Genomic DNA, 21691 nt, shown 5'->3' on the forward strand with positions numbered 1-21691 from the left:
TTCACGTTATAGTGCTCATATGAGCACTTCCCGGCCACGTAGCGGGCTCATCGACACCATGACGGCGGCGTCCATCGCGCACCGGTTCTTCGTCGCCGGGCGTTCGAAGCTGGAAATCGCCGAGGAGTTCGGCATCAGCCGCTTCAAGGTCGCCCGGATCCTGACATCGGCGCAGGAGAGCGGCCTGATCAAGATCTCGTTCGAGCTGCCGTTCCCGGTCGACGTGGAGCAGTCCGAACGACTCCGCACCGCCTACGGCCTGCGGCGCGCGCTGGTGCTCAGCCGAGCGCAGTCCAAGGCCGAGCGTCCCGACCTGCGCCGCCGGGTCGGTGCGCTGGCCGCGCAGCTCCTCTCCGAGATCACCGTGCCGGGCGACGTCATCGGCCTGTCCTGGGCGCGTTCGGTCAACGCGATGGCGGAGGCCGTCCGCAGCCTGCCCAAGTGCCCGATCGTGCAGCTCTGCGGCGTGCAGGCCGGGATGGACATGCGGGACCGCTCGGTGGAGACGGTGGGCCGGGTGGCCGCGGTCGCCGGCGGCGAGTCCTACCCCATCTACGGTCCGCTGGTGCTGCCGGACCGCCGCACCACCGAGATCCTGCGCAACCAGCCCGGCATCGCCGAGACCTTCGAGCAGTTCCACCACCTCACCAAGGCGGTGGTGAGCATCGGGGCCTGGCAGGAGAACGAGTCGACCGTCTACGACTCGCTGAGCCCGGCCGAGCGGGAGTCGATCCGCGAGCGCGGCGCCACCGCCGAGATCGCCGCCCGCCTCTTCGACGCCGACGGCAACGAGCTGTCCACCGGTCTCGCCCACCACGTCCTGGCCATCCCCCACGAGCAGCTGCGCGCGGTCCCCGAGGTCATCGCCGTCGGCTACACCACGCCCAAGGCCCGCGCCATCGACGCGGTGCTGCGCTCGGGCATCGTCACCAGCCTCATCACCGACTTCGACGTCTCCGAGCTCCTCCTCCAACTCATCTCCCACCGCCCCCTGCGAACGTGAAGGAGCGGAGCGAGACCCCCAGCCTCGCTCCGCTCCCCCGTTCCCGTTTCCGGTTCACGACCGAACGGGAAACGGGAAACCGTTGGTGAACCGCCGCTCTCAGTTCCGATCTCCGCCAGAATCCGTCGGTGTGCGCAGCGCTGCTGACGCAAGCCAGCGCATTTCCATCCAGGCTTCGACGGTGACGAGGAATGCGGCGGCCATGACGACGACGAGCGCCACCAGAACCGGTCCGGACACGTGCAACGAGGCCAACTCGAAGAACGCCCACACCTGGACGGCGGTGAATCCCAGCGTCGTCGCCACGCGGCCGAGCAGGCGCGCAGGTGAAGCGCTGCGCTGTTCGGGTGTCAATTCGCGGGAGAGGTCGTCGGTCAACATCACTTCTCCTAGGGTCAGGCGGAGTTCCAGCTTCAGGACTGGACCCGCTGAACCCACCATGTGCGCTGGCAGGAGCGCCCGACCACCCGTTTCCCGGCGCCGGGGTGAACGGGAAACGGGCAACCCGGGGGGCGAGTTGACCGAGCGGCCCACACTGTTCGGGGCAGAGCTTCGACGATTGCGGAACGAGGCCGGACTGTCGCTCTCCCGGCTCGCGGCACTCCTGCACTACAGCAAGGGTTATCTCAGCAAAATCGAAACCGGCGGCAAACCACCGACTCCCGATCTGGCGCGCCGAGCCGATGTCGCGCTGAATTCCGGGGGAACGCTGTCCGACCTCGTCGCCGAGCATTCGTCGAAAGCACCTCTGCCATCCGATATCCCGACCGACGGTGATGAGGTGTGGGTGTTGCGACTCGATTCCGACGGAAGCAGTTCGTTCCAACCGGTGGACCGCAGGAGCGTCCTGACGGCCGGTGCCGCCTCCGCGGTGGCCTTCGGCGTGGGCGGTTCGCGCGCGCTCGCCGCGACCGGTGCCACCGAACCGTTCCAGGCCATGTTCGCCCAGTTGCGCGCGCTCGGGCAGACCGCAGGCCCCTCGCTGGTGCTGCCGAGCCTGGTCGCCCAGGCGCACTCGCTGCGCGACATGGCCCGCAACGCGAATCCCGCGCAGGCGGCGGAGATCCTGGCGCTGACGGCCCGCTATGCCGAGTTCGCGGGCTGGATGACCCAGGAAGCCGGGGACGACCGCACCGCGCTGTGGTGGACCGACAAGTCGGTGCGGCTGGCCGAGGCCGGCGGCGACCGGAGCCTGGGCGCCCACGCGCTGGTGCGCCGCGCGCTGGTCACCCTCTACCGCCACGACGCGCGGGAGACCATCGACATCGCCCGGCGGGCCCGGCGCGACGCGCTCACCGACCGCATCCGGGGCTGGGCCGCGCTGCACGAGGCCCAGGGGCACGCGCTGGCGGGCGACTACGACCGCTGCATGCGCACGCTCGACCTCGCCCGAGCGCACCTCGACTCAGCGCAACCGGAGTCCGGTCCGGTGCTGGGCGCGTCGAACCTGAGCGACCCGGTCTCGATGATCACCGGCTGGTGCCTGCACGACCTGGGCCGCACCGACCAGGCAACCGAAGTCCTCGACCGCGAGGTCGCCGGACTGCCCGAGCAGGCGCTGCGGAATCGCGCCCGGTACGGCCTCCGCCGCGCCCTCGCCCACGCCGCGGCGGGCCAGATCGAGCACGCCTGCGCGCTCACCGGCGAGGTGCTGCCGGTCGTCGACGCGGTCGCCTCCGCCACCGTCCTCACGGACCTGCGCAAGCTCAGCCAGCTGCTGGCCCGGCACCACCGCGTCCCCGCGGTCCAGGCCCTCCAACCGGCCCTGATCACCTCTCTGCACCACCACAACGGCTGAATCACCCTGCCCTGCAACCGAACAGGAGAACCGTCGTGCCCGAGATCTTCGTCAACTACCGATCCGGCGACAGCGGTGAGTTCGCCGCGGTGCCCGTCGAGAAGGCCCTGTCCGATCGGTTCGGCGACAAGCTGGTATTCCGGGACGCCAACATGGATCCGGGCGAGAACTACCGGACGCGGCTGCACCGCGAGTCGTCGACCACCACGGTCCTGCTGGTGCTGATGGGGGCGGGCTGGGCGAAGTTCCCGGACGAGGACGGGAACCCGCTGCTGGCCCGGGAGAACGACTTCATCCGGTTCGAGATACTCAACGCCAAGCGCGCCGGGGCTCGGATCATCCCGGTCCACTGCGGGCGCGGACTGCCGCACCTCAGATCCGAGGACCTCCCCGCGGAGCTGGAGTTCCTCGCCTTCCTCAACGCGCTGGACTTCGACGTCCGCAACGCCGACGACGACCTCGACCGCCTCGCCCGCCACCTCGTGAAACTCGTGCCCGCGCTCGACGACGACCAGGAGGGACCGAGTTCCTCCGGCCACGTCCACAACTACGACCACAGCACCGGAGACGGCCCGCGGGTCCAGGCCGGAACCATCAACGGCGGTCTCAATATGGGCGGCGCCACCACGCACTTCAACGCCCCCACCAGCGGCCCGCACCACAGCGGCTCGGGCGACCAGTTCATCCAGCACCCGAAGGACGACCGCCGATGACCGAGGACGCCGAACCCGCGACCGAAACCCACTTCGACGCCGAGGTGACCGACTCCTCCATCCACACCGGCACCGGGCACATCTTCCACCTCTACGACTCCGGCTACGAGAGCGTCATGAGCCGGCTGCGCGGCCCCAGGTTGACCTTCAAGGGCGATCTGGGGTGGAGCGAGCGGCGCTTCGTGGCACCGCCCGGTCTCGACGCCGCGCACGAAGCCCTGCGCCGCAACGGGACGGTGTTCCTGACCGGACCGGCCGGGAGCGGCCGCAGCACGGCGGCGAAGATCTTGGTCAACATGGGCGCCGGCGACGCCTCGCCGTACTCGCTGCTCACCGACGAGCCCTACGAGCTGAGCAGGCACCTGCACGCCGTCGAGCTGCTGGCCGATCACCGGCTCGTGCTGGACCTGCTCGACTCCGGCGAGGAGGTGTTCCGGGCGCGGCTGCGCGAACTACCCGAGTTCCGAACCAGGCTGGTGAGCGCGGGGGCGCACCTGGTCGTGGTGGTGCCCGACGAGTTCGTCCCGCTCCTCGGTGACGAGCTGCGGCAGTTCACCGAGCGGATCGGCCGCCCGGCGGGCGAGCGGGTGCTGCGCAGCCACCTGAAGGCCGAGGGCCTCCACCGCACCGGCGATCAGCTGTCCCCGGATCGCGTCTCCTCCGCTCTCGAACTCCCGATGTCCGAGATCGCGGCTCTGGCGGGCCGGATCGTCGCGATCAGCAGGCAGGCACCGGGCGTCCGCGTGGACGATCTGCTCGCCGAAGCGCTCTCCCAACGAGCGGACCGGCGGGCCGAGGTGTCCAAGCTGGTGGAGCAGCGGCCCGGAGGCCGGGAACGCGCCATCCTGCTCGCCTCCGCCCTGTGCCACGGCGCCTCCGGCGACGCGGTGTTCTTCGCCGCCCACCGCCTGGTGGAGCTGATGGAGCTCGACGCGTCCGAGCCACCGCGGCTGGAGCAGAGCGGGTACCGGACGCAGCTCGACGAGCTCGGCATCGACCTCGTCACGCCGAACCGCATCGACCTCGGCAAGTGGGACTTCGACCGCGCGCTGCTGGAGCACTTCTGGGACAACTACCCGGACCTGCGCCGGACGTTCTGCAGCTGGGTGGACGAGGTCATCAGGATGGAGCCGCTGACCGGCGCGGATCGCATCGACCTGGTCGACCGGTTCACCGCTCAGGCGTTGCGCACGGGCAGCCCCGGGCACGTCGTCTGGCTGATCGAGCGGTGGATGGAGCGGCACAACCACCGGAGCCGGCCGCTGCGGGACTTCGCCGTCCAGGCGTTGACCAACGGGCTGGAGGATCACCGGTACGGCAGGCGCTTTCGCCGGTTGATCTACGACTGGGCGACGGACCCCGAGCTGCCGGACGAGGTCGGGCAGATCCTGGTCACGCTCACCGCGAACCTGATCGCGCCCGACTACCCGGCCCAGGCGGTGGTGCGGCTGCACCACCGGAGCCGCCGGGAGCGCGGGTCTCCCCTCGCGCAGGAGGCGTTGCTGAACCTGGTGGCGGACAACGACTTCCTGCTCCTCCACCTGCTCCAGCGACTCGAACGCGGGCTGGGCCGCGAGCACCCCTGGGACGTCGACTTCGCGCTGTTCGCCCGCTTGGCCGAGCCGAACCGGCTCACCGACGTCTCCCGGGTCTCCCGCCCGCTCGCCGCACGACCGGAGGCGCGGAGCGGCCTCGTCGCCGGGTGGCGCGCGCTGTTCGCGCATCGCCTGGACTACGCCGATCACCTGCTCGGCCAATGGCTCGCGACAGCGGGACGGGTGTCGAACGCCGATCTGCTGCTCACGATTCCGGTCGAGGCGGCGAAGAGCTCGGTGCGGCTGCTCGGGCGGCTCTACGTCATCGGGCAGGACTGGAGCCGAACCGAACACGGTCACCCGCACGTCGCGATCCGGTTGGCGCAGTTGATCGATCGTGCTCAGGGCGTGCAGAACCAGGACTACGCGTACCCACGACCGGAGGAGTTCGTGCTGTGAGCAAGGAGAACCGGATCCTCTACATCGGACTCGGGATCGCCGCGCTGATCCCGGTGGTGTTCGGGCTCGTGCTGGAATGGCCTGCGTGGGTGGTGGTTCCGCTGCTGGCGTGCGTCGGGTGGGGCGTGTTCAAGAAGCTGACCGGTGGGGCGCGCACGCCGTCGGACCACGTCGGTATGCTGCTCGACCAGCTCGGGTTGCACGGCGAGCGCAACCCGGTGCGCAGGCTGACCGCGCACCGGTTCGCGAAGCTCATCGAGGCGGCCGGGCACCCGCAGGTCGCCGAGGACGTCCGCCGCCGGTTCGACTCGCCGGACGCGTGAAACGGACGGCGGATCGGGCACTTTGGCCGCTTGATTCGATCGTGATCTTGTTCCGGGGCCGATCCGTTGACCTGTTCAACGTTCAACGTTACAGTTCCGCTGTTCGAATGGCCTGGGAAACGTGTTTTCCCAGGCCACGCCCATTATTCCGGCTGCCGGGCACGCAGGCGCGTCCGGCGGAGGGGGAGCGAGATGACGACCGCGGACCGAACCTCACCGCCACCTTCGGAGCCGGCCGAAGCCCCGTCCCACGCCGTCGGGCGTCGCGGCTTCCTCGGTTACGTGCTGGCGGCGCCGACGCTGGTCGCCGCGGCCGATCTGAACCTGACCGCCCCCGCGGCGCGAGCCGAAGGGCTGCCTCCGGTTCCCTCCCCCGCGCTCGCAGAGGTCGCCGATCTCAGCGACCTGCTGGAGTTCTCCGCCGCGCCCACCGCGAACCTCATCACCGTCACCGTCAACACCGACGGGACCGTGTCGTTCGAGCTGCCGCGCGCCGAGGTCGGCCAGGGCATCACCACCTCCACCGCGATGCTCATCGCCGAGGAGATGGACGTGCCGCTGGAGAACGTCCACGTCTCGCTCGCCGACGCCCGCCCGGAGCTGGTGTTCAACCAGATCACCGGCGGTTCCGGCACCACGCTGTCGACCTACACCCCGATCCGCGTCGCCGCCGCCGTCGCGCGCGGCCGCCTGCTGCAGGCCGCCGCCGTCGAGCTGGGCCAGGCCGTGGCGACGCTGCGCCTCAAGCAGGGCGTGATCACCGACCTGCTGGGCCACACCCTCGGCATCGGCGAGCTGGCAGAGAAAACTGCCGGCCAGCGCACCGAGGAGGTCCCGGTGCAGCTCAAGGCCGACGAGGAGTTCTCGGTCATCGGCACCCCGCGCAACCGCGTGGACGCGCTCGCGGCGGTGACCGGGTCGAAGAAGTTCGCGATGGACCTCAAGATCCCGGGCGCGCTGCCGACGATGGTGTGCCGCCCGCCGACGCTCAACGGCAAGCCCGGCACCGTGCGCAACCGCGGCGAGGTCGCCACGATGCCCGGCGTCACCGACGTCGTGGCGGTCTCCACCGGTGTCGCGGTGCGCGCGGAGACCTTCGGCCAGTGCATCGACGCCGTGCGGGCGCTGGACGTGGACTGGAAGCCCGGCACGATCGAGGGCAAGTCCGACGAATCGGTCCTCGACGAGCTGCGCGCGGCCGAGGTCCCGCTGGTGGCGCCGAAGGGCGACGACAGCGTCGAGGGCGACTTCACCTTCTTCTTCCGCAGCAACAGCGCGCTGGAGACCAACTGCGCGATCGCCGACGTGCGCGGCGACCGGGCGGAGATCTGGTCGGCGCAGAAGAACCCGATCGTCACCAAGGAGAGCATCGCCGCCCAGTACGGGCTCCCGCTCAGCGCGGTGAAGGTGCACGTCACCGAGGGCGGCGGGTCGTTCGGCCGCAAGCTGTTCAACGACGGCGCGATGGAGGCCGCCGAGATCTCCCGCGAGATCGGCAAGCCGGTCAAGCTGATGTGGCACCGCGCCGACGACTCGCGGCAGGGCCGCACCCACCCGATGGCGACCTCGCGGGTGCGGGTCGGCGTCGCCGGGAACGACGTGCTCAGCTACGAGCAGCGGCACACCAGCGTGTTCACCGACTTCAGCCACGGTTTCGGCGAGATCCTCACCGCCAGCGCGGCGAAGCTGCCGATCGCCGACGCGACGTTCTCGCAGACCATCTTCCACTACACCCAGACGATGCCCTACGGCTTCGGGGCGACGACGATGCTGCTCAACGAGACCGACCGCGGTTTCAACACCGGCAGCATGCGCAACATCTACTCCCCCGACGTCGTCACCGCGCGGGAGCTGATCATCGATCAGCTGGCCGCAAGGATGGGTGAGGACGCCTACGAGTTCCGGAAGCGGTTCCTGCAGGAGGAGCGGCTCAAGGCGGTGCTGGACGAGGTCGTGAGGACCGGCGGGTGGGGCCGGTCGATGCCGGCCGGTCACGCCCAGGGCATCGCGCTGCACAACGAGTACCGGGCGGCGATCGCGACGCTGGTCGAGATCGACTGCTCGCCGGAGACCGTCAACCGCCGCGTCCGCGACGCCGTGACCGGCCCGCGCGTCACCAAGGCGGTCTGCGCGGTCGACATCGGTCTGGCGGTCAACCCGCGCGGCCTGGAGGCCCAGATCATGGGCGGCATCAACGACGGCATCGCCAACGCGCTGACCTCCAGCCTGCACCTGACCGACGGCTACTTCCTGGAAGCCAGCTGGGACAACTACTTCTACACCCGGCAGTGGAACTCGCCGCCGGAGCTGGAGATCATCATCATGCCGCCGACGACCGGCAAGCCCGGTGGTGCCGGTGAGCTCGGCGTCGCCTCCGCCCAGGCGGCGGTGGCCTGCGCCTACGCCCGCGCGACCGGCTCGGTGCCGACGAGCTTCCCGATCAACCACGGCACGCTGTCGTTCGAACCCAAGCCGAACGTGCCTCCGATGCCGGAATCGCCCACCGACGGCCTGCGCCACGCGCAGTGAGGACCTGGAGGATTTCCCGTGCCTGAGCACACTTTTCGACTCAACGGCGAGCAGGTCACGGTCGACGTCGCCGACGACGTGCGGGTGCTGTGGGTGCTGCGCGACCTGCTGGGCGTGACCGGGCCGAAGTACGGCTGCGGGATCAACGTCTGCAAGGCGTGCACCAGCCACATCAACGGCAAGGCGTTCAACCCGTGCTCGGTGAAGGTCGGTGACATCTCCGCCGAGGACGAGATCACCACCATCGAGGGCCTTCCCGCCACCGCGGACGCCGAGCTGCACCCGATGCAGGAGGCGTGGCTGGAGCAGGACGTCGCGCAGTGCGGCTACTGCCAGCCGGGCCAGATCATGGCGGCGGTGGCGCTGGTGCGCCGCGCGTCGGACGAGGGCCGCCAGATCACCGAGAAGGACCTGGACTCGATCCGCAACATCTGCCGCTGCGGCACCTACTTCCGCATCCGCGAGGCCATCAAGGCGGGCGCCGCGAAGATGTGACCCGCTCACGGCAGCGGCCGGTCGTGCCGCAGCGCGTCGAACAGCGCTGCGGCACGCGGTTCGTCCCAGCGCAGGGCCGAGCCGACACCGGGGATCTCCTCGGTGCCGCCGACCGGCACCGTCTCGGTGGTCAGCCCCGTCCCGGCCAGGCTCGCCTGGTAGCCGAGCCTGCCGAGGTCGTCGAGGTGGTCGGGGTCGCCGATGGTGATCGTGTCGGCCAGCCGCCACGTCATCGGCACCGTGCGCAGCGGGTTGAGCAGCACCTCCCGGCTGGTGGCCTTGTCGATCAGCGCGGTCAGGAACTGGCGCTGGTGCTCGGCGCGCTGCAGGTCGCCACCCGCGAAGTTCCGGGTGCGCACGAAACCCAGCGCTTGCGCCCCGGTCAGGTCCTGGCAGCCGGCGGGCAGCGACAGCGAGATCTTGGGGTCCTCGATCGGTTGCGGCAGGCAGATCCGCACGCCGTCGATGGCGTCGACGACCCCGGCGAACCCGCCGAGACCGATCTCCAGGTAGTGGTCGACGTGGAGCCCGGTGCGCTCCTCCACCGTGCGCGACAGCAGCGCCGGTCCCCCGGTGGCGTAGGCGGCGTTGAGCTTGTCCGGACCACGTCCGCGGATGTCGACCAGCGAGTCTCGCGGCAGGCTGACCAGCGTCGGAGCCCCTGATCCCGCCGGGATGTGCAGCAGCATGATCGTGTCGGTGCGCGCGCCCTCGGCGTCGGCGGTGCCGCCGGTGACCAGGTCCTGCTCCTGCTCCTGGGTGAGCCCTTCCCGGCTGTCGGAGCCGACGAGCAGCCAGTTGGTGCCCCGTACGGGCGCGGTGCGCCCGGCGTAGTCGGTGGCCGCCGGAACCCGGGTCAGCACGTGGTCGACGTAGCCGGTGATGCCGAACCCGGCCATCGCGAGCACGACCAGCACCAGCGCGAGCGACCTGATCGCGCGCCGCAAGAACTTCCTCACCGCGTGTGTTCACTCCTGTTGTCGGGAGTCCTCGCGCACCACCCCGACAACCAGCGCGCCTTGGATCAACGTGACCTTAGCGTTATCGTACCGAGCCTAGATCACCATAACGAGTGAATGACACCCCCTACATTCGGAGTATCGATGCCCTCCCGAGGCCACCCCGCGCCCCGGCAAGGATCACCGACCCGGCACCGGCACCGTCGCCGTCCGGGCTCGGTCCTGGTGCGCACCGAGCGCACCGACCCGGCCACCTACCGCGGTGCCGAGACCGTCGGCCTGACCCCCGACCGGCGGCTCCAGCGCCACTACCACCCGGCGGACCCGGTCTTCGTCGACGGCAGCGGCCGGCGACGCCGCGCGGTGCGGCGCTTCGTGCTGCTGATCAGCCTCGTGCTGACCGGGCTCGTGCTGCTGCTGGCCGCCGCGATGCTCGACTCCCCCACCCCGGCTCCCCCGCTGCCGAACACCCCCGAAGCCACCCGCTGATTCGGAAACCCCTTGCCCCGAAACCGAAAACCCCGAACCCCCCGATCCCACTGGCTGCTGCTGGGCCTGGTGCTGCTCGTGATCTCCAGCCTGCTCGGGCTCGACGTGCTGCTCAGCCGCGTCGGCACCGACGGCACGCCCAGCGGCACCCGCCAGTTCGTGCCCCCGACCGCCTTCGACGGCGGGTCGGTGATCGACCCGCGCGAACCCACCGTGCGCCCGGTGCCGCCGCGCACCGTGGCGCTGACCTTCGCCGAAGGACCCGATCCGCAGTGGACACCGCGGGTCCTGGACGTGCTGGCGCGCAACGACGTGCGCGCGACGTTCTTCGTCACCGGCGCGCAGGCCGCGCGCAACCCCGGTCTGATCCGGGAGATCGTCGACTCCGGGCACGAGATCGGCAACCGCACGCTGACCCGCACCGACCTGCGCGAGGTCGGAGCACGGCGCGTGCAGCTGGAGCTGAAGTCCACCGACCTCGCGCTGGCCGGAGCCGCCGGGATCACCACGACCCTGGCCCAACCCGCGCACCTGACCACCGGTTCGCTCGACCAGGCCGCGTGGAACTCGTTGCTGCGCATCGGCAATCACGGTCACCAGGTGGTGGTGCCGGACCGGGACTCGGGGGACTGGCGCGGCCGGGGACCCGATGCCGTGCTGGCCGCCTCCACCCCGCGCGACGACCGCGGCACGGTCCTGCTCATGCACGACGCGGCCGGTCCCGACACGGTCGCCGCGCTCGAACGGCTGCTGCCCCAGCTCAGAAGCACCGGATGGCAGGTGGATTCGGTCGGCGCCGCGTTCGGCCTGAGCACCACCACCGTGCCCGCCGGGCTGCTCTACCGGGTCGCCGGATCGCTGTTCGTGGGCGTGGTGGTCGCCTCGGCCTGGCTCGCCGACGCCTTGCGCGCCCTGCTGTGGGCGGCGGCCGCGCTGGGCATCCTGCGGATGGTGTTCGTGCTGGTCCTGGCCCCGGTCCAGCGGTGGCGCTCGCGCCGCTGGGTGCCGCCGTGGCAGATCAGCCAACGCGTCGGCGTCATCGTCCCGGCCTACAACGAGCAGGCCGGGATCGCCGCGACGGTGCGCACGATCCTGGCCTCCGACCACCCGGTGGAGGTCATCGTCGTCGACGACGGTTCCACCGACCGCACCGCCGAGATCGTCGAGCAGCAGTTCGGGCGGCACCAGCACGTCCGGCTGATCCAGCAGCGCAACGCGGGCAAGGCCGCCGCGCTCAACACCGGGCTCGCCGCGGCGCGCTCGGAGCTGGTGGTGGTCGTCGACGGGGACACGATCCTCGAACCGGACGCGGTGTCGCGGCTCGTCGACCACTTCACCGACCCGTCGGTCGGGGCCGTGTCCGGCAACGTCAAGGTCGGCAACCGGCGCACGATGCTGGGCCGCTGGCAGCACATCGAGTACGTGATCGGGTTCAACCTGGACCGCCGGGTCTACGAGATGCTCGGTTGCACGCCGACGATTCCCGGTGCCCTGGGCGCGTTCCGGCGCTCGGCGGTGCTCGCGGTCGGCGGCGTCAGCGACGACACGCTGGCCGAGGACACCGACCTGACGATGGCGTTGGAACGCGACGGCTGGCGGATGGCCTACGAGGAGAACGCGATCTCCTGGACCGAGGCGCCCGCGACCGCCGGTCAGCTGTGGAAGCAGCGCTACCGCTGGTGCTACGGCACGTTGCAGGCCGCCTGGAAGCACCGGCGCTCGGTGCTGGAACGCGGTCCGGGCGGCAGGCTCGGCCGCCTCGGCCTGCCCTACCTGCTGGTGTTCCAGGTGCTGCTGCAGGTCATCGCCCCGGTGGTGGACGTGGCTGCGTTCTTCGCACTGCTGAGCGCCGACGGGCGCACCTTCGCGCTGACCTGGCTGGCGTTCCTGGCGATGCAGCTGCTGCCGGGCATCATCGCGTTCCGGATGGACGGCGAGCGGCTGCGCCCGCTGTGGGCGCTGCCGCTGCAGCAGGTCGCCTACCGGCAGCTGATGTACCTGGTGGTGGTGCAGTCGGTGATCACGGCCCTAGCGGGCGCCCGCCTGCCGTGGCAGAAGCTCGACCGCCGAGGCCAGCTCACCCCGGCCCAGAGGTAGACGAAACCGCAGGTGAGCGAGCTATCCTGGTGGTGCCGGCGGGCGCTCCGCGCTGGCACGTGGAGCATTCGGCTCCCCGCACGGCGGAGCCTCCGGCCCGAGCGACCGGAGGCTCCCCAGGCTGGGGGAAGTTCTCATGAGAACTTCCCCCACCCCTCAGCCGCCGAGCAGCTCCCCGACCTGCTGGTGCACGGTCAGCACCGCGAGCACGCCGAACAGGACGATCGACCAGATCAGCGCGCCGAGGCGCACGCCCGAGATGCGGATCTGGGCGGGCAGCATCTTGCGGTTGATGGCGATGAGCAGCCCCGAGTAGATGAACATCATGACGCCACCGGTGCAGGCCGCGATCGTGGCCAGCACGAGCGGCTGGTCCATCCCGGCCATGATCACCACGGTGCCGATGATGCACAGGCCCCACACCAGGATCGCGTAGATCTTGCTCTCGGAGGCGTCCGGGAAGTAGCTGGTCTTGAGCACGTCGGCGGCCAGCCGGCTGGTGTAGTCGACGATGCCCAGCGCCGCGGCGAACAGCGAGAACGCGCCCACGACCCAGAAGAAGTAGCCGAACCAGCCGCCGGCCGTCTCGGACATCTTCTCGCCCTCGATGCGCAGGAACGACACGTCGTTCTCCAGCCCGGGGTGGCCGAACACGGTGCCGTAGGCGAGCAGCGACATGAACATGATGGACAGGAACGTGATGGCCACGAAGGTCATCAGCTGCTCCTTGTTGGCGAAGCGCCACCACGCCTTCCAGCGGCCCAGGTTCTCCTCGGTGGCCGGGAAGATGAACCCGGCCTGGCCGCGCGCCTCGGACTGACCGGTCAGCGGCGAGACGATCTTGGGCACGTAGTGGCCCATGCCGAAGCCCTTGTCCCGGATCCAGTTGCTCTGCACCAGGTTCTGGCCACCACCGGCACCGGCGAACGCCAGAGCGCCCATGAGCACGGCGAAGCCGAGTTCGGCGGCCGGGAACCCGGGTTCGGTGACCACGGTGGGCAGCGCCTGCCAGCTCTCGGCTCCGATGACGAACAGGCAGCCGATCACGATGAGCAGCACGATCGCGGCGACCTTGAGCATCTCGGCGCGCTCCAGCGCCGTGTAGACGGCGGGCGCGAGGGTGAGGATCAGCGCCACCAGCACCAGGATTCCCACCGCGATCAGGGATTTGTCGCCGCCGATCGCGTAGGTGATCAGCGTCGCCGAGCTCGTCGCCCACGCCGGCCAGAGGTTGGCGAAGTAGGCCATGATCGCGAAGACCAGGCCCCAGTGCTTCCACAGCCTGCTGAAACCGGTCACGGCGGTCTCGCCCGTGGCCAGCGTGTAGCGCTCGATCTCCATGTTGAGGAAGTACTGCGTGACCAGGCCCAGCAGCGCCGCCCACACGAAGGTCAGGCCGACCTGCGATGTGATGTAGGGGAAGAGGATGAACTCCCCGCTGGCCAGGCCGACGCCCGCCGCGACGATGCCCGGGCCGATCAGCCGCCACTGGTCGCGCGGCGGCTCGGGCAGGTCGCGCACCTGCGGTCTCGGGATGTACTTGTCGGGGAACGCCGCCTCCGGGCTCACCGGGCTCGCGTCGTTGCGATCTGCCATCGTCGGCACCCTTGCTCGTTGTGCTTGTCCTGCGAGAGCCGCCAACGTAAGCGCCCGAACAACACAACCCGGCGAAAAGTAATACTTCTGTCGCCTACGCCCGAGCAACATCAGCTCTGCTCACCACCCCGCCACCACCGAGGAGCGCGGTGGGGAGCGCGTCCTTCTCACCAGGGGACAGTTTTTCCTCGAATTGTCCGGACAAAACGGACATGATCACGGGGTGATTCGAGGAAAAACCGTCCTCAGTCCTCGCCCAGGGCCCGGGCGGCGGCGTCCTTGGCCTTGACCGCCCGCTCGTGCTCCTGCCGCGCGGTCTTCACGTCCCGGCGGCGCACCCGGAGCTCCGCCTCGGCGTCGGCGAGCTCCTCGCGCAGCTGCTCGTGGCGCTCTTCCGCCTCGCGGCACGCGGTTTCGGCCCTCGTGAGCTCGGCGGCCGCGGTGTCGAGGTGCTTCTCGCTGTCCCGCAATCGGTTTCGCAGCTCCAGGACCTTCCCCTCACCGGACTCCTCGCTCTTGCGGGAGGTTCGGGGTCGTGCGGCCTGGCGCTGGATCGCCGCGACGGCGAGGTCGTCGAGGCCGAAGCCGCTGTACTCGAGGGGCTTGGTCAGGGTCGCCCGCTGGACCTCGGCGGCGGCTTCGGGGTCGGAGAGGGCGGCGGTGAGGGTCTGCGTGATCTGCTCGCGGCCCGAGTCGGCGATCTCGTGGCCGCCTTCGACGGCGAGCTCGGCCGCGCGGGTGGTGAGGCGGTCGAGCAGGCGGGTCCGTTCGGCGGCCAGGTCGCGGAGCTCGTCGCCGCGCAGCTCGCGCTGCGCCTGGCGGAGCCGGTCACCGAGGTCGAGCAGGGCACCCAGCTCGTCGGGTTCGCGGTCGGCGAGCAGGTTCACCGCCCACGCCGCCGTGGTGGGCTTGCGCAGCTTCTTGATCCGCTCGGCCAGCCCGGTGTCGCCGGACTCGCGGGCGCGCGCGGCGGCCGCGTTCCGGGCGGTGACGAAGTCCACCGGATCGCCCGTGCACAGCTCCCGTGCCACTTCCCGCAGGTCCACGCCCTCAACCTGCCATCCGGACGGGCGGCACGCGAGACGCGGGTTGGCGAGATCGTCGGAGCGCGGGCAGGGTGGAGTCATGACGGCATTGGAGCGTCCTCGCAACGGAAAGATGATCGCCGGCGTGTGCGCGGGCCTCGCTCACCGGTTCGGGCTGCCCGTGTTCCTGGTGCGGCTCGCCTTCGTGGTCTCGTGCATCCTCCCGGGTCCCCAGTTCGTGCTCTACATCCTGCTGTGGATCCTGCTGCCGAAGGCTCGCTGACGGGGAGGTCACACGCGCCTGCCGGAATCTTCGGTTCCGGCAGGCGTTGCACTTGACGTGAGTCCCCGCCTGTCCGTGCTGGACCGCTCGCACATCCCCGTCGGCGGCAGCGCCCAGGAGGCGCTGCGGGAGACGGTGCGCTTCGCGCAGGAGGTCGAGCGGCTCGGCTACCACCGGTTCTGGGTCGCCGAGCACCACAGCGTGCCCGGCGTCGCCGGAGCCGCCCCCACCGTCCTGGCCTCGGCCGTCGCCGCCGCCACCAGCCGCATCCGGGTGGGCACCGGTGGGGTGATGCTGCCCAACCACCGCCCGCTGGTCGTCGCCGAGCAGTTCGGCGTGCTCGCGTCGCTGTTCGGCGACCGCGTCGACGTCGGCCTGGGACGGTCGCTGGGGTTCACCGGAGGCATCCGCAAGGCGCTGGGCGCCGAGGACGCGAGCGGCTTCACCGAGCAGCTCGCCGAGCTGCTGGCCTACCTCGACGGCGGCGTCGCCGGGGTGCACGCGATCCCCGCCGAGGGCCTCGACCTGCCGGTGTTCGTGCTGGCCACCCGCACCGCCACCAGCGCGGCCGAGCTCGGGTTGCCGCTGGTCATCGCCTCACCGCTGGGCGAGAACCAGATGCTGCGCGCGATCGACGACTACCGGCAGCGCTTCCGCCCGTCGCCCCGCGCGGCCGAGCCCCACGTGGTCGTGGCCCGCTCCATCGCGGTCGCCGACACCACCGAGGACGCCCGCCGCCTGCTCGTCCCCGAGGCCTGGGCCGGCGTCTGGTCCCGCACACGCGGCGAGTTCCCGCCGCTGGACGACCCGGACCGGATCCTCGCCCGCGACATGACCGACCGCGAGCGCACCCACTTCACCCGAGCCATGCAGGGCCACACCTACGGCACCCCGGACGAGGTCGCGGTGGCCCTCAAGGACCTCGTCGCGACCACCGGAGCCGACGAACTCCTGGTCACCACCACCGCCCACTCCCCCGAAGCCCGCCTCGACTCCTACCGCCACCTCGCCGCCCTCACCGGGTGAGGCCATTTCAATGGAAGTCCGGTCGGATTCCGCGCCGGACGTGGCCCGGCGGGTGGTGCGCGCGGTCGACCTCCCGGCGGTGGCTGGAGTCGAGCTGCCAGGGAACGCTGACCACGACCACACCCGGTTCGAAGCGCAGCCGCCAGGTCAGGCGCAGGGCGCTCTGGTTGTGCAGCAGCCCCTCCCACCAGTGCCCCACGACGTAATCCGGGATGTAGACGCACACCAGGTCGCGCGCGCGGGAGCGGCGCAGGTCCTTGATGTAGCCAACGATCGGCCGGGTGATGTCCCGGTACGGCGACTCCACGACCTCCAGCGGGAAGTCGATGCCGAGGCGTTCCCACTCGCTGCGCAGCAGGTGCGTGTCGGCCTCGTCGACCTCGACGGTCAGCGCCGTGAGCGTGTCCGGCCGGGCGGCGCGGGCGAACGCCATCGCGCGCAGCGCCGGTTTGTGCACTGTGGACACCAGCACGACGGCGTGCACCCGGCTCGGCGAGTCCAGCAGTCCGGACTCCGGTTCCAGCTCGCGCCGCACCTGGCGGTAGTGCCGGTGGATGCCGCGCATCAGCAGGAACAGCAGCGGGATCGCCAGCACCACCAGGTAGGCGCCGTGGGTGAACTTCGTGGCCAGCACGACGCAGAGCACCGTGGCCGTCAGCACCGCGCCGACGGCGTTGATCAGCCGTGCCCGGTGAGCTCTGCCCGGGTCATCGGATTCGCGCAGCTCGTGGTTCCAGTGCCGCACCATGCCGACCTGGCACAGCGTGAACGACAGGAACACGCCGACGATGTAGAGCTGGATCAGGGCGGTCACCGACCCGCCGAAGGACGCGATCAACGCGATCGAGACCGCGCCCAGCACGACGATGCCGTTGGAGTGCGCCAGCCGGTCGCCTCGGGTGTGCAGCTGTCGCGGCAGGTATCGGCGCTGGGCGAGCAGCGAGCCGAGCATCGGGAAGCCGTTGAAGGCGGTGTTGGCCGCCAGCACCAGGATCAGCGCCGCGCCTGCCTGCACCACGAAGAACATGACGCTTCCGTCGCCGAACACCGAAGCGGCGAGCTGCGCGATCACGGTCCGCTGGCCGCTGTTGCGGCAGTCGCCGGGGAACCCGATCAGATCGCACGGGTTCTCCGCGACCCGCACCCCGCTGATCACGGCCAGCGCGGTGACGCCGCTGAACAGCCCGATCGCCAGGCCACCCATGATCAGCATGGTGCGTCCGGCGTTGTGCGCCCTCGGGCGGCGGAACGCCGGCACCCCGTTGGAGATCGCTTCGACACCGGTCAGCGCGGTGCACCCGGACGCGAAGGCGCGCAGCAGCAGGAACACCAGAGCGATCCCGGTCAGGTCGGTCTGCTCGGGCCGGATCCCCCAGCCCGCGCTCTCGGCCACCGGTGGGTGACCTGCTGCCGTCTGCACGAGTCCGACCAGCACGGTCAGCCCCATCGCCGTGACGAACAGGTAGGTGGGCACGGCGAAGGCGCGGCCCGACTCGCGGGCACCGCGCAGGTTCAGCGCGGCCAGCACCAGCACCAGCACCACCGCCAGCCAGACCCGCGACGGGTACAGCGCGGGCACCGCCGAGACGAGGTTGTCCACGCCCGCCGCCACCGACACGGCCACGGTCATCACGTAGTCCACCATCAGCGCCGCGGCCACCACCAGGCTCGCGTTCCGGCCGAGGTTGCGGGCGGCGACCTCGTAGGACCCGCCGCCGCTGGGGTAGGCGTGCACCACCTGCCGGTAGGAGGCGACGACGACCGCCAGCAGCAGCACGACGCCCAGTCCCACCCACGGCGCCAGGTGCAGCACCGCCAGCCCGCCCAGGGACAGGATCAGCAGGATCTCCTGGGTGGCGTAGGTGACCGAGGACAGCGGGTCGCTGGCGAAGACCGGGAGCGCGAGCCGCTTGGGCAGCAACGTCTCGCGCATCCGGTCGCTGCGGACCGGAGGCCCGAGCACGAGCCGCTTCACCACCTGCCGGAACGACGCCACCGACCCAGGCTAGGTTCGCGCCCGCCACCCCACCGACGAACTACTCCGTGCGAGTGGTCTTCCGGATTTAAATGGAAATCAGAGACCGGATCTCCGTTGAAATCCGGTCTCGATCTCCGTTGAAATCGGTTCGCCCCTGGGGGACGAGGTCATTTGCGTTCGAGGACGGCCTTGAGGAAGCGCTGGGTTCGTTCGTGCTGGGGGTTCTGGAGGATCTGCGACGGGGGGCCGGATTCGACGACGGAGCCGGAGTCGAACATGAGGACGCGGTCGGAGATCTCCTCGGCGAAGCGCATCTCGTGGGTGACCAGCAGCATCGTCATGGCCGTGGTGTGGGCGAGGTCGCGGATGACCGCCAGGACCTCGCCGATGAGCTCCGGGTCCAGCGCCGAGGTGACCTCGTCGAAGAGCATCACCTTCGGCCGCATCGCCAGGGCGCGGGCGATGGCGACGCGCTGCTGCTGACCGCCGGAGAGCTGGCCCGGCTTGTGCGACATGTGCTTGTCCAGGCCGACCAGCTGCAGCAGCTCGACCGCGCGCTTCCCGGCCTCCTCGCGGCTCATGCCCAGCACCTGCACCGGCGAGAGCGTCACGTTGTCCAGGACGGTCATGTGCGGGAACAGGTTGAAGTGCTGGAAGACCATGCCGATCGTGCGGCGCACCTCGGCCTGCTTCTTCGCGTCGAACCGGGCGCCCTCCCTGCAGTCCCACAGCGGTTCGCCGTCGACCTCGATCAGCCCGCTGTCGGGGTTCTCCAGGGTCATGAGCAGCCGCAGGATGGTGGTCTTCCCGGAGCCGCTGGGCCCGATGATCGACACCTTCTCCCCCGGCGCCACCGTCAGGTCGAGTTCGCGCAGCACGTGGTTGTCCCCGAAGGACTTCCCCACGCCGGCGAAGGAGATCATCGCGTCATCTGGGGTGGGCAAGACGCAGCTCCAATCGTTTGATCAGCCTCGCCGCCGGGAGGCTGACCGCCAGGAACAGCAGGGCGGCGATCGTCATCGGCTCCAGGTAGCGGTAGCTGCTGGACCCGATCGCGGTCGCGTGCCCGAGCAGTTCGAACACGGTGATGGCGTGCAGGATCGCCGAGTCCTTGAACATCTGCACCAGGTAGTTGCCGAGCGCGGGGATGACGTCGCGGATGGCCTGCGGCAGCACCACGAACCGCCAGCGCTGCCAGGTCGACAGGCTCAGCGCGGTGCACGCCTCCCACTGCCCTGCGGCCACGCTCTGGATTCCGGCGCGGTAGACCTCGGCGGTGTAGGCGCTGTAGTTGAGGCCGATGACGACGATGCCGGTGATCATCGGCGAGAACTGCACGCCGACGCTCGGCAGCACGAAGAACGCGAAGTAGGCCTGCACCAGCAGCGGGGTGCCGCGCACGAACAGCACGTAGAAGGTGAACAGCTTGCTGATCACCGGCACCTCGGAGTAGCGCACCACGGCCACGAACAACCCGACGACCAGCGCGATCGCCATGCCGATCAGGGTGATCTGCACGGTGACCCACAGGCCCTGCAGCAGGAACGGCACGATCTGCGCCGCGAACGACCAGTCCCAGATCACGACATCACCCGCCGATCCGGCAGCACCCGCTGCCAGAAGCCCTGCGACCGCGCGGGACGGGTCGGGTCGACGCGGCGCTCCAGCCACGACGATCCGAGCGACAGCGCGTAGGCGACCACGAAGTAGAGCACCAGGATCGTGCCGAACACCGCCGCGGTGGCTCCGGTGGTGTTGCGGACCATCTGCGCGGTGAAGGTCAGGTCGGCCACGGTCACCAGCGACACCAGCGAGGTGTTCTTGAGCAGGTCGACCATGACGTTGCCGAACGGCGGGATCATCGCCGGAACCGCCTGCGGCAGGATGACGAACCGCATCCGCTGGTAGGGGCTCAGGCTCAGCGCGATGGCGCCTTCCCGCTGGCCGCGCGGCAGCACGGTGATCGCGCCGCGCACGATCTCCGCGCCGTAGGCCCCCTCGTTGAGACCGAGCGCGAGGATCGCGGCGGCGAACGGCACCAGCTGGATGCCGAAGAACGGCAGCGCGAAGAACAGCCAGAACAGCTGCACCAGCATCGAGGTGCCGCGGAAGCTCTCGATGAACACCGCCGCGGGCCAGCGCAGCCAGCGGCGGTGCGACATCCGGGCGATGCCGGCGGCGAAGGCCACCACCACCGCGAGCACCATGCCCGCGAGGGTGAGCGCGATGGTGATCAGCAGGCCCTCACCGAGCAGCGGGAAGTACGGGAGGATCTCCGACATCGGCGGCTAGCCCGCTACGGAGCAGAGCTGGTCGCGGGTGACCCCTCGCGCGGCTTCGCCGGAGAACCCCCACTTGCCGAGGATCTGGTCGAACTCCGGGGTGCCCTTGAGCGCCTTGAGCTGCTCGTCGTAGGCGGCGACCAGGGCGCCGTCGGCCTGCCGGAACCCGGCGCCGGACCCGGTCTGCTGCACGTCGGTGATGGCACCGGTGATCTCGATGCCCTCGGTCTTGAGCGCGTCCAGCGACAGGGTCGGCAGGAGGAACGCGTCGGCCCGGCCGGCCTGCACGGCCTCGATCCCGCTGCGGCCGTCGGGGATGTTGACGATCTGCGAGGCGGGAACTCCGGCGGTCTTGAGCGCGCCGTCCTCGAACCCGCCCGGGAGCACCGCGATCTTGAGCGCGGGATCGGCTTTCACCGCCGCGATTCCGGTGAGCTTCTTGGGGTTCCCGGCGGGAACCGCGAACGATTCGGTGGACACGATTTGCGGTTCGGAGTAGCTGATCTGGCTGCAGCGGGACTGCTTCATGAACAATCCGGCGGCGATGATGTCCCACCGGTTGGCGTTGAGTCCCGGAATCATCGATTCGTAGGGGGTGACGACGCCTTCGATGCGCGGCACGCCCATCCGCTTGAGGACGGCGGCGACCACGTCGGGCTCGGCTCCGGTGACGCTGCCGTCGGGGTTGATCTGGGTGTAGGGCGGTTCGTTGGCGATCGCGATCCGGGCGTATCCCTGCTGTTTGAGGCGGTCCAACGTGGATCCGGTCGGTTGCCCGGTGCCGGGTTGGGTGAAGCTGCACCCGGCGAGGAACCCGGCGGCCGGCAGGGCTACTGCGGCCGCTCCACCGGCGCGGAGCAACTGTCGTCGGGACATTTCGGTCCTGAGCATCGGCCCAAACCTCCCTAGTGCATCGCCCATTCGAGTGATGCGGTTGGGCAGAGACCGTAAGACGCGCGTTTGTCCGTGTCAACGCGAAAACAGCCCGTGACGTGTTACCGAGCGGTTTCCGAAAATCGCGCCGACGCAGCGCATCGAGTCGCATTCCAGCGCAAACAGAGGATGTCGGACCAGCGCCCCGCAAAGCGGACGAAATTCGTT

General features: G+C 70.1%; 20 protein-coding genes and 1 pseudogene. 12 read left to right on the forward strand and 9 right to left on the reverse strand.

From position 1 onward, the window contains the following. Nucleotides 1-19 precede the first annotated feature (19 nt). Nucleotides 20-1003 (forward strand): sugar-binding transcriptional regulator, encoded by a 984-nt coding sequence (locus REH65_RS09005; RefSeq protein WP_406692089.1) that lies wholly within the window; start codon nt 20-22, stop codon nt 1001-1003. Between the two features lie 99 nt (nt 1004-1102). On the opposite strand, the gene REH65_RS09010 is transcribed toward REH65_RS09005, so the two are convergent. Next, a complete protein-coding gene (locus REH65_RS09010) occupies nt 1103-1384 on the reverse strand; it encodes a hypothetical protein (protein ID WP_406692090.1) in 282 nt (93 codons plus the stop codon). 58 nt (nt 1385-1442) lie between these two features. Between REH65_RS09010 and REH65_RS09015 the strand changes: the two are divergent. The 7 genes and pseudogenes from REH65_RS09015 to REH65_RS09045 form a co-directional block, all read left to right on the forward strand. Further along, a pseudogene (locus tag REH65_RS09015) lies at nt 1443-1655 on the forward strand (helix-turn-helix domain-containing protein); the annotation flags it as partial. Between the two features lie 177 nt (nt 1656-1832). Next, complete coding sequence (locus tag REH65_RS09020) at nt 1833-2801, forward strand: transcriptional regulator (RefSeq protein ID WP_406693303.1); 969 nt, start codon at nt 1833-1835, stop codon at nt 2799-2801. A 35-nt stretch (nt 2802-2836) separates the two neighbouring features. Beyond that, nucleotides 2837-3514: a TIR domain-containing protein gene (locus REH65_RS09025; protein WP_406692091.1), complete on the forward strand. Its 678-nt coding sequence runs from the start codon at nt 2837-2839 to the stop codon at nt 3512-3514. Next, the gene (locus REH65_RS09030) at nt 3511-5508 is read left to right on the forward strand and encodes a hypothetical protein (protein WP_406692093.1); all 1998 of its coding nucleotides are present in this window, start codon (nt 3511-3513) and stop codon (nt 5506-5508) included. Before REH65_RS09025 ends, REH65_RS09030 begins: the two co-directional genes overlap by 4 nt. Next, nucleotides 5505-5831 carry a hypothetical protein gene (locus tag REH65_RS09035; RefSeq protein WP_406692094.1) on the forward strand — a complete coding sequence of 109 codons (327 nt, stop codon included), beginning with the start codon at nt 5505-5507 and terminating at the stop codon, nt 5829-5831. Before REH65_RS09030 ends, REH65_RS09035 begins: the two co-directional genes overlap by 4 nt. Nucleotides 5832-6023: 192 nt before the next feature. Further along, nucleotides 6024-8360: a molybdopterin cofactor-binding domain-containing protein gene (locus REH65_RS09040; protein ID WP_406692095.1), complete on the forward strand. Its 2337-nt coding sequence runs from the start codon at nt 6024-6026 to the stop codon at nt 8358-8360. 18 nt (nt 8361-8378) lie between these two features. After that, the gene (locus REH65_RS09045) at nt 8379-8855 is read left to right on the forward strand and encodes a (2Fe-2S)-binding protein (protein WP_281457739.1); all 477 of its coding nucleotides are present in this window, start codon (nt 8379-8381) and stop codon (nt 8853-8855) included. 5 nt (nt 8856-8860) lie between these two features. On the opposite strand, the gene REH65_RS09050 is transcribed toward REH65_RS09045, so the two are convergent. Beyond that, nucleotides 8861-9814: an LCP family protein gene (locus tag REH65_RS09050; RefSeq protein ID WP_281457740.1), complete on the reverse strand. Its 954-nt coding sequence runs from the start codon at nt 9812-9814 to the stop codon at nt 8861-8863. A gap of 144 nt (nt 9815-9958) precedes the next feature. On the opposite strand from REH65_RS09050, the gene REH65_RS09055 reads away from it, so the two are divergent. Together REH65_RS09055 and REH65_RS09060 are read left to right on the forward strand one after the other, a co-directional pair. Further along, nucleotides 9959-10303: a hypothetical protein gene (locus REH65_RS09055; protein WP_406692096.1), complete on the forward strand. Its 345-nt coding sequence runs from the start codon at nt 9959-9961 to the stop codon at nt 10301-10303. Between the two features lie 69 nt (nt 10304-10372). Beyond that, nucleotides 10373-12400, forward strand: coding sequence for a glycosyltransferase (locus tag REH65_RS09060; protein WP_406692097.1), 2028 nt, complete (start codon nt 10373-10375; stop codon nt 12398-12400). A 156-nt stretch (nt 12401-12556) separates the two neighbouring features. Here REH65_RS09060 and REH65_RS09065 read toward each other — a convergent pair whose 3' ends face one another. Together REH65_RS09065 and REH65_RS09070 are read right to left on the reverse strand one after the other, a co-directional pair. Further along, nucleotides 12557-13996 (reverse strand): Nramp family divalent metal transporter, encoded by a 1440-nt coding sequence (locus tag REH65_RS09065; protein ID WP_281457743.1) that lies wholly within the window; start codon nt 13994-13996, stop codon nt 12557-12559. A gap of 245 nt (nt 13997-14241) precedes the next feature. Beyond that, a complete protein-coding gene (locus REH65_RS09070; RefSeq protein ID WP_406692098.1) occupies nt 14242-15042 on the reverse strand; it encodes a hypothetical protein in 801 nt (266 codons plus the stop codon). 79 nt (nt 15043-15121) lie between these two features. Here REH65_RS09070 and REH65_RS09075 point away from each other — a divergent pair, with 79 nt between their 5' ends. Both REH65_RS09075 and REH65_RS09080 read left to right on the forward strand, forming a co-directional pair. After that, on the forward strand, nt 15122-15304 hold the full coding sequence (locus tag REH65_RS09075) for a PspC domain-containing protein (RefSeq protein WP_093416368.1): 183 nt from the start codon (nt 15122-15124) through the stop codon (nt 15302-15304). A 57-nt stretch (nt 15305-15361) separates the two neighbouring features. Further along, nucleotides 15362-16330: an LLM class flavin-dependent oxidoreductase gene (locus REH65_RS09080; RefSeq protein WP_406692099.1), complete on the forward strand. Its 969-nt coding sequence runs from the start codon at nt 15362-15364 to the stop codon at nt 16328-16330. Between the two features lie 7 nt (nt 16331-16337). Here the strand turns inward: REH65_RS09080 and REH65_RS09085 are convergent, their stop codons facing one another. From REH65_RS09085 to ehuB, 5 genes are all read right to left on the reverse strand, one after another. Next, nucleotides 16338-18326, reverse strand: coding sequence for an APC family permease (locus REH65_RS09085; protein ID WP_406692100.1), 1989 nt, complete (start codon nt 18324-18326; stop codon nt 16338-16340). A gap of 149 nt (nt 18327-18475) precedes the next feature. Further along, on the reverse strand, nt 18476-19231 hold the full coding sequence (ehuA, locus tag REH65_RS09090) for an ectoine/hydroxyectoine ABC transporter ATP-binding protein EhuA (protein ID WP_406693127.1): 756 nt from the start codon (nt 19229-19231) through the stop codon (nt 18476-18478). 4 nt (nt 19232-19235) lie between these two features. Then, a complete protein-coding gene (gene ehuD / locus REH65_RS09095) occupies nt 19236-19892 on the reverse strand; it encodes an ectoine/hydroxyectoine ABC transporter permease subunit EhuD (protein ID WP_281457747.1) in 657 nt (218 codons plus the stop codon). Further along, nucleotides 19889-20590: an ectoine/hydroxyectoine ABC transporter permease subunit EhuC gene (ehuC, locus tag REH65_RS09100; protein ID WP_406692101.1), complete on the reverse strand. Its 702-nt coding sequence runs from the start codon at nt 20588-20590 to the stop codon at nt 19889-19891. The genes ehuD and ehuC overlap by 4 nt, the downstream gene beginning before the upstream one ends. A 6-nt stretch (nt 20591-20596) precedes the next feature. Further along, nucleotides 20597-21481: an ectoine/hydroxyectoine ABC transporter substrate-binding protein EhuB gene (gene ehuB / locus REH65_RS09105; protein ID WP_406692102.1), complete on the reverse strand. Its 885-nt coding sequence runs from the start codon at nt 21479-21481 to the stop codon at nt 20597-20599. Nucleotides 21482-21691 lie beyond the last annotated feature (210 nt).

Origin of the sequence: Saccharopolyspora sp. ID03-671, assembly GCF_045278815.1 — a bacterium.
GTDB classification, from domain to species: Bacteria; Actinomycetota; Actinomycetes; order Mycobacteriales; family Pseudonocardiaceae; genus Saccharopolyspora; species Saccharopolyspora ipomoeae.

What these genes read in the sequence shown, in the direction of transcription:
- REH65_RS09040 (WP_406692095.1), top strand. Translation starts at nt 6,024, where the DNA reads ATGACGACCGCGGACCGAACCTCACCGCCACCTTCGGAGCCGGCCGAA.
- REH65_RS09065 (WP_281457743.1), bottom strand. Translation starts at nt 13,996, where the DNA reads ATGGCAGATCGCAACGACGCGAGCCCGGTGAGCCCGGAGGCGGCGTTC.
- REH65_RS09075 (WP_093416368.1), top strand. Translation starts at nt 15,122, where the DNA reads ATGACGGCATTGGAGCGTCCTCGCAACGGAAAGATGATCGCCGGCGTG.
- ehuB (WP_406692102.1), bottom strand. Translation starts at nt 21,481, where the DNA reads ATGCTCAGGACCGAAATGTCCCGACGACAGTTGCTCCGCGCCGGTGGA.
- REH65_RS09030 (WP_406692093.1), top strand. Translation starts at nt 3,511, where the DNA reads ATGACCGAGGACGCCGAACCCGCGACCGAAACCCACTTCGACGCCGAG.
- REH65_RS09010 (WP_406692090.1), bottom strand. Translation starts at nt 1,384, where the DNA reads ATGTTGACCGACGACCTCTCCCGCGAATTGACACCCGAACAGCGCAGC.
- REH65_RS09055 (WP_406692096.1), top strand. Translation starts at nt 9,959, where the DNA reads ATGCCCTCCCGAGGCCACCCCGCGCCCCGGCAAGGATCACCGACCCGG.
- ehuA (WP_406693127.1), bottom strand. Translation starts at nt 19,231, where the DNA reads ATGATCTCCTTCGCCGGCGTGGGGAAGTCCTTCGGGGACAACCACGTG.
- ehuC (WP_406692101.1), bottom strand. Translation starts at nt 20,590, where the DNA reads ATGTCGGAGATCCTCCCGTACTTCCCGCTGCTCGGTGAGGGCCTGCTG.
- REH65_RS09005 (WP_406692089.1), top strand. Translation starts at nt 20, where the DNA reads ATGAGCACTTCCCGGCCACGTAGCGGGCTCATCGACACCATGACGGCG.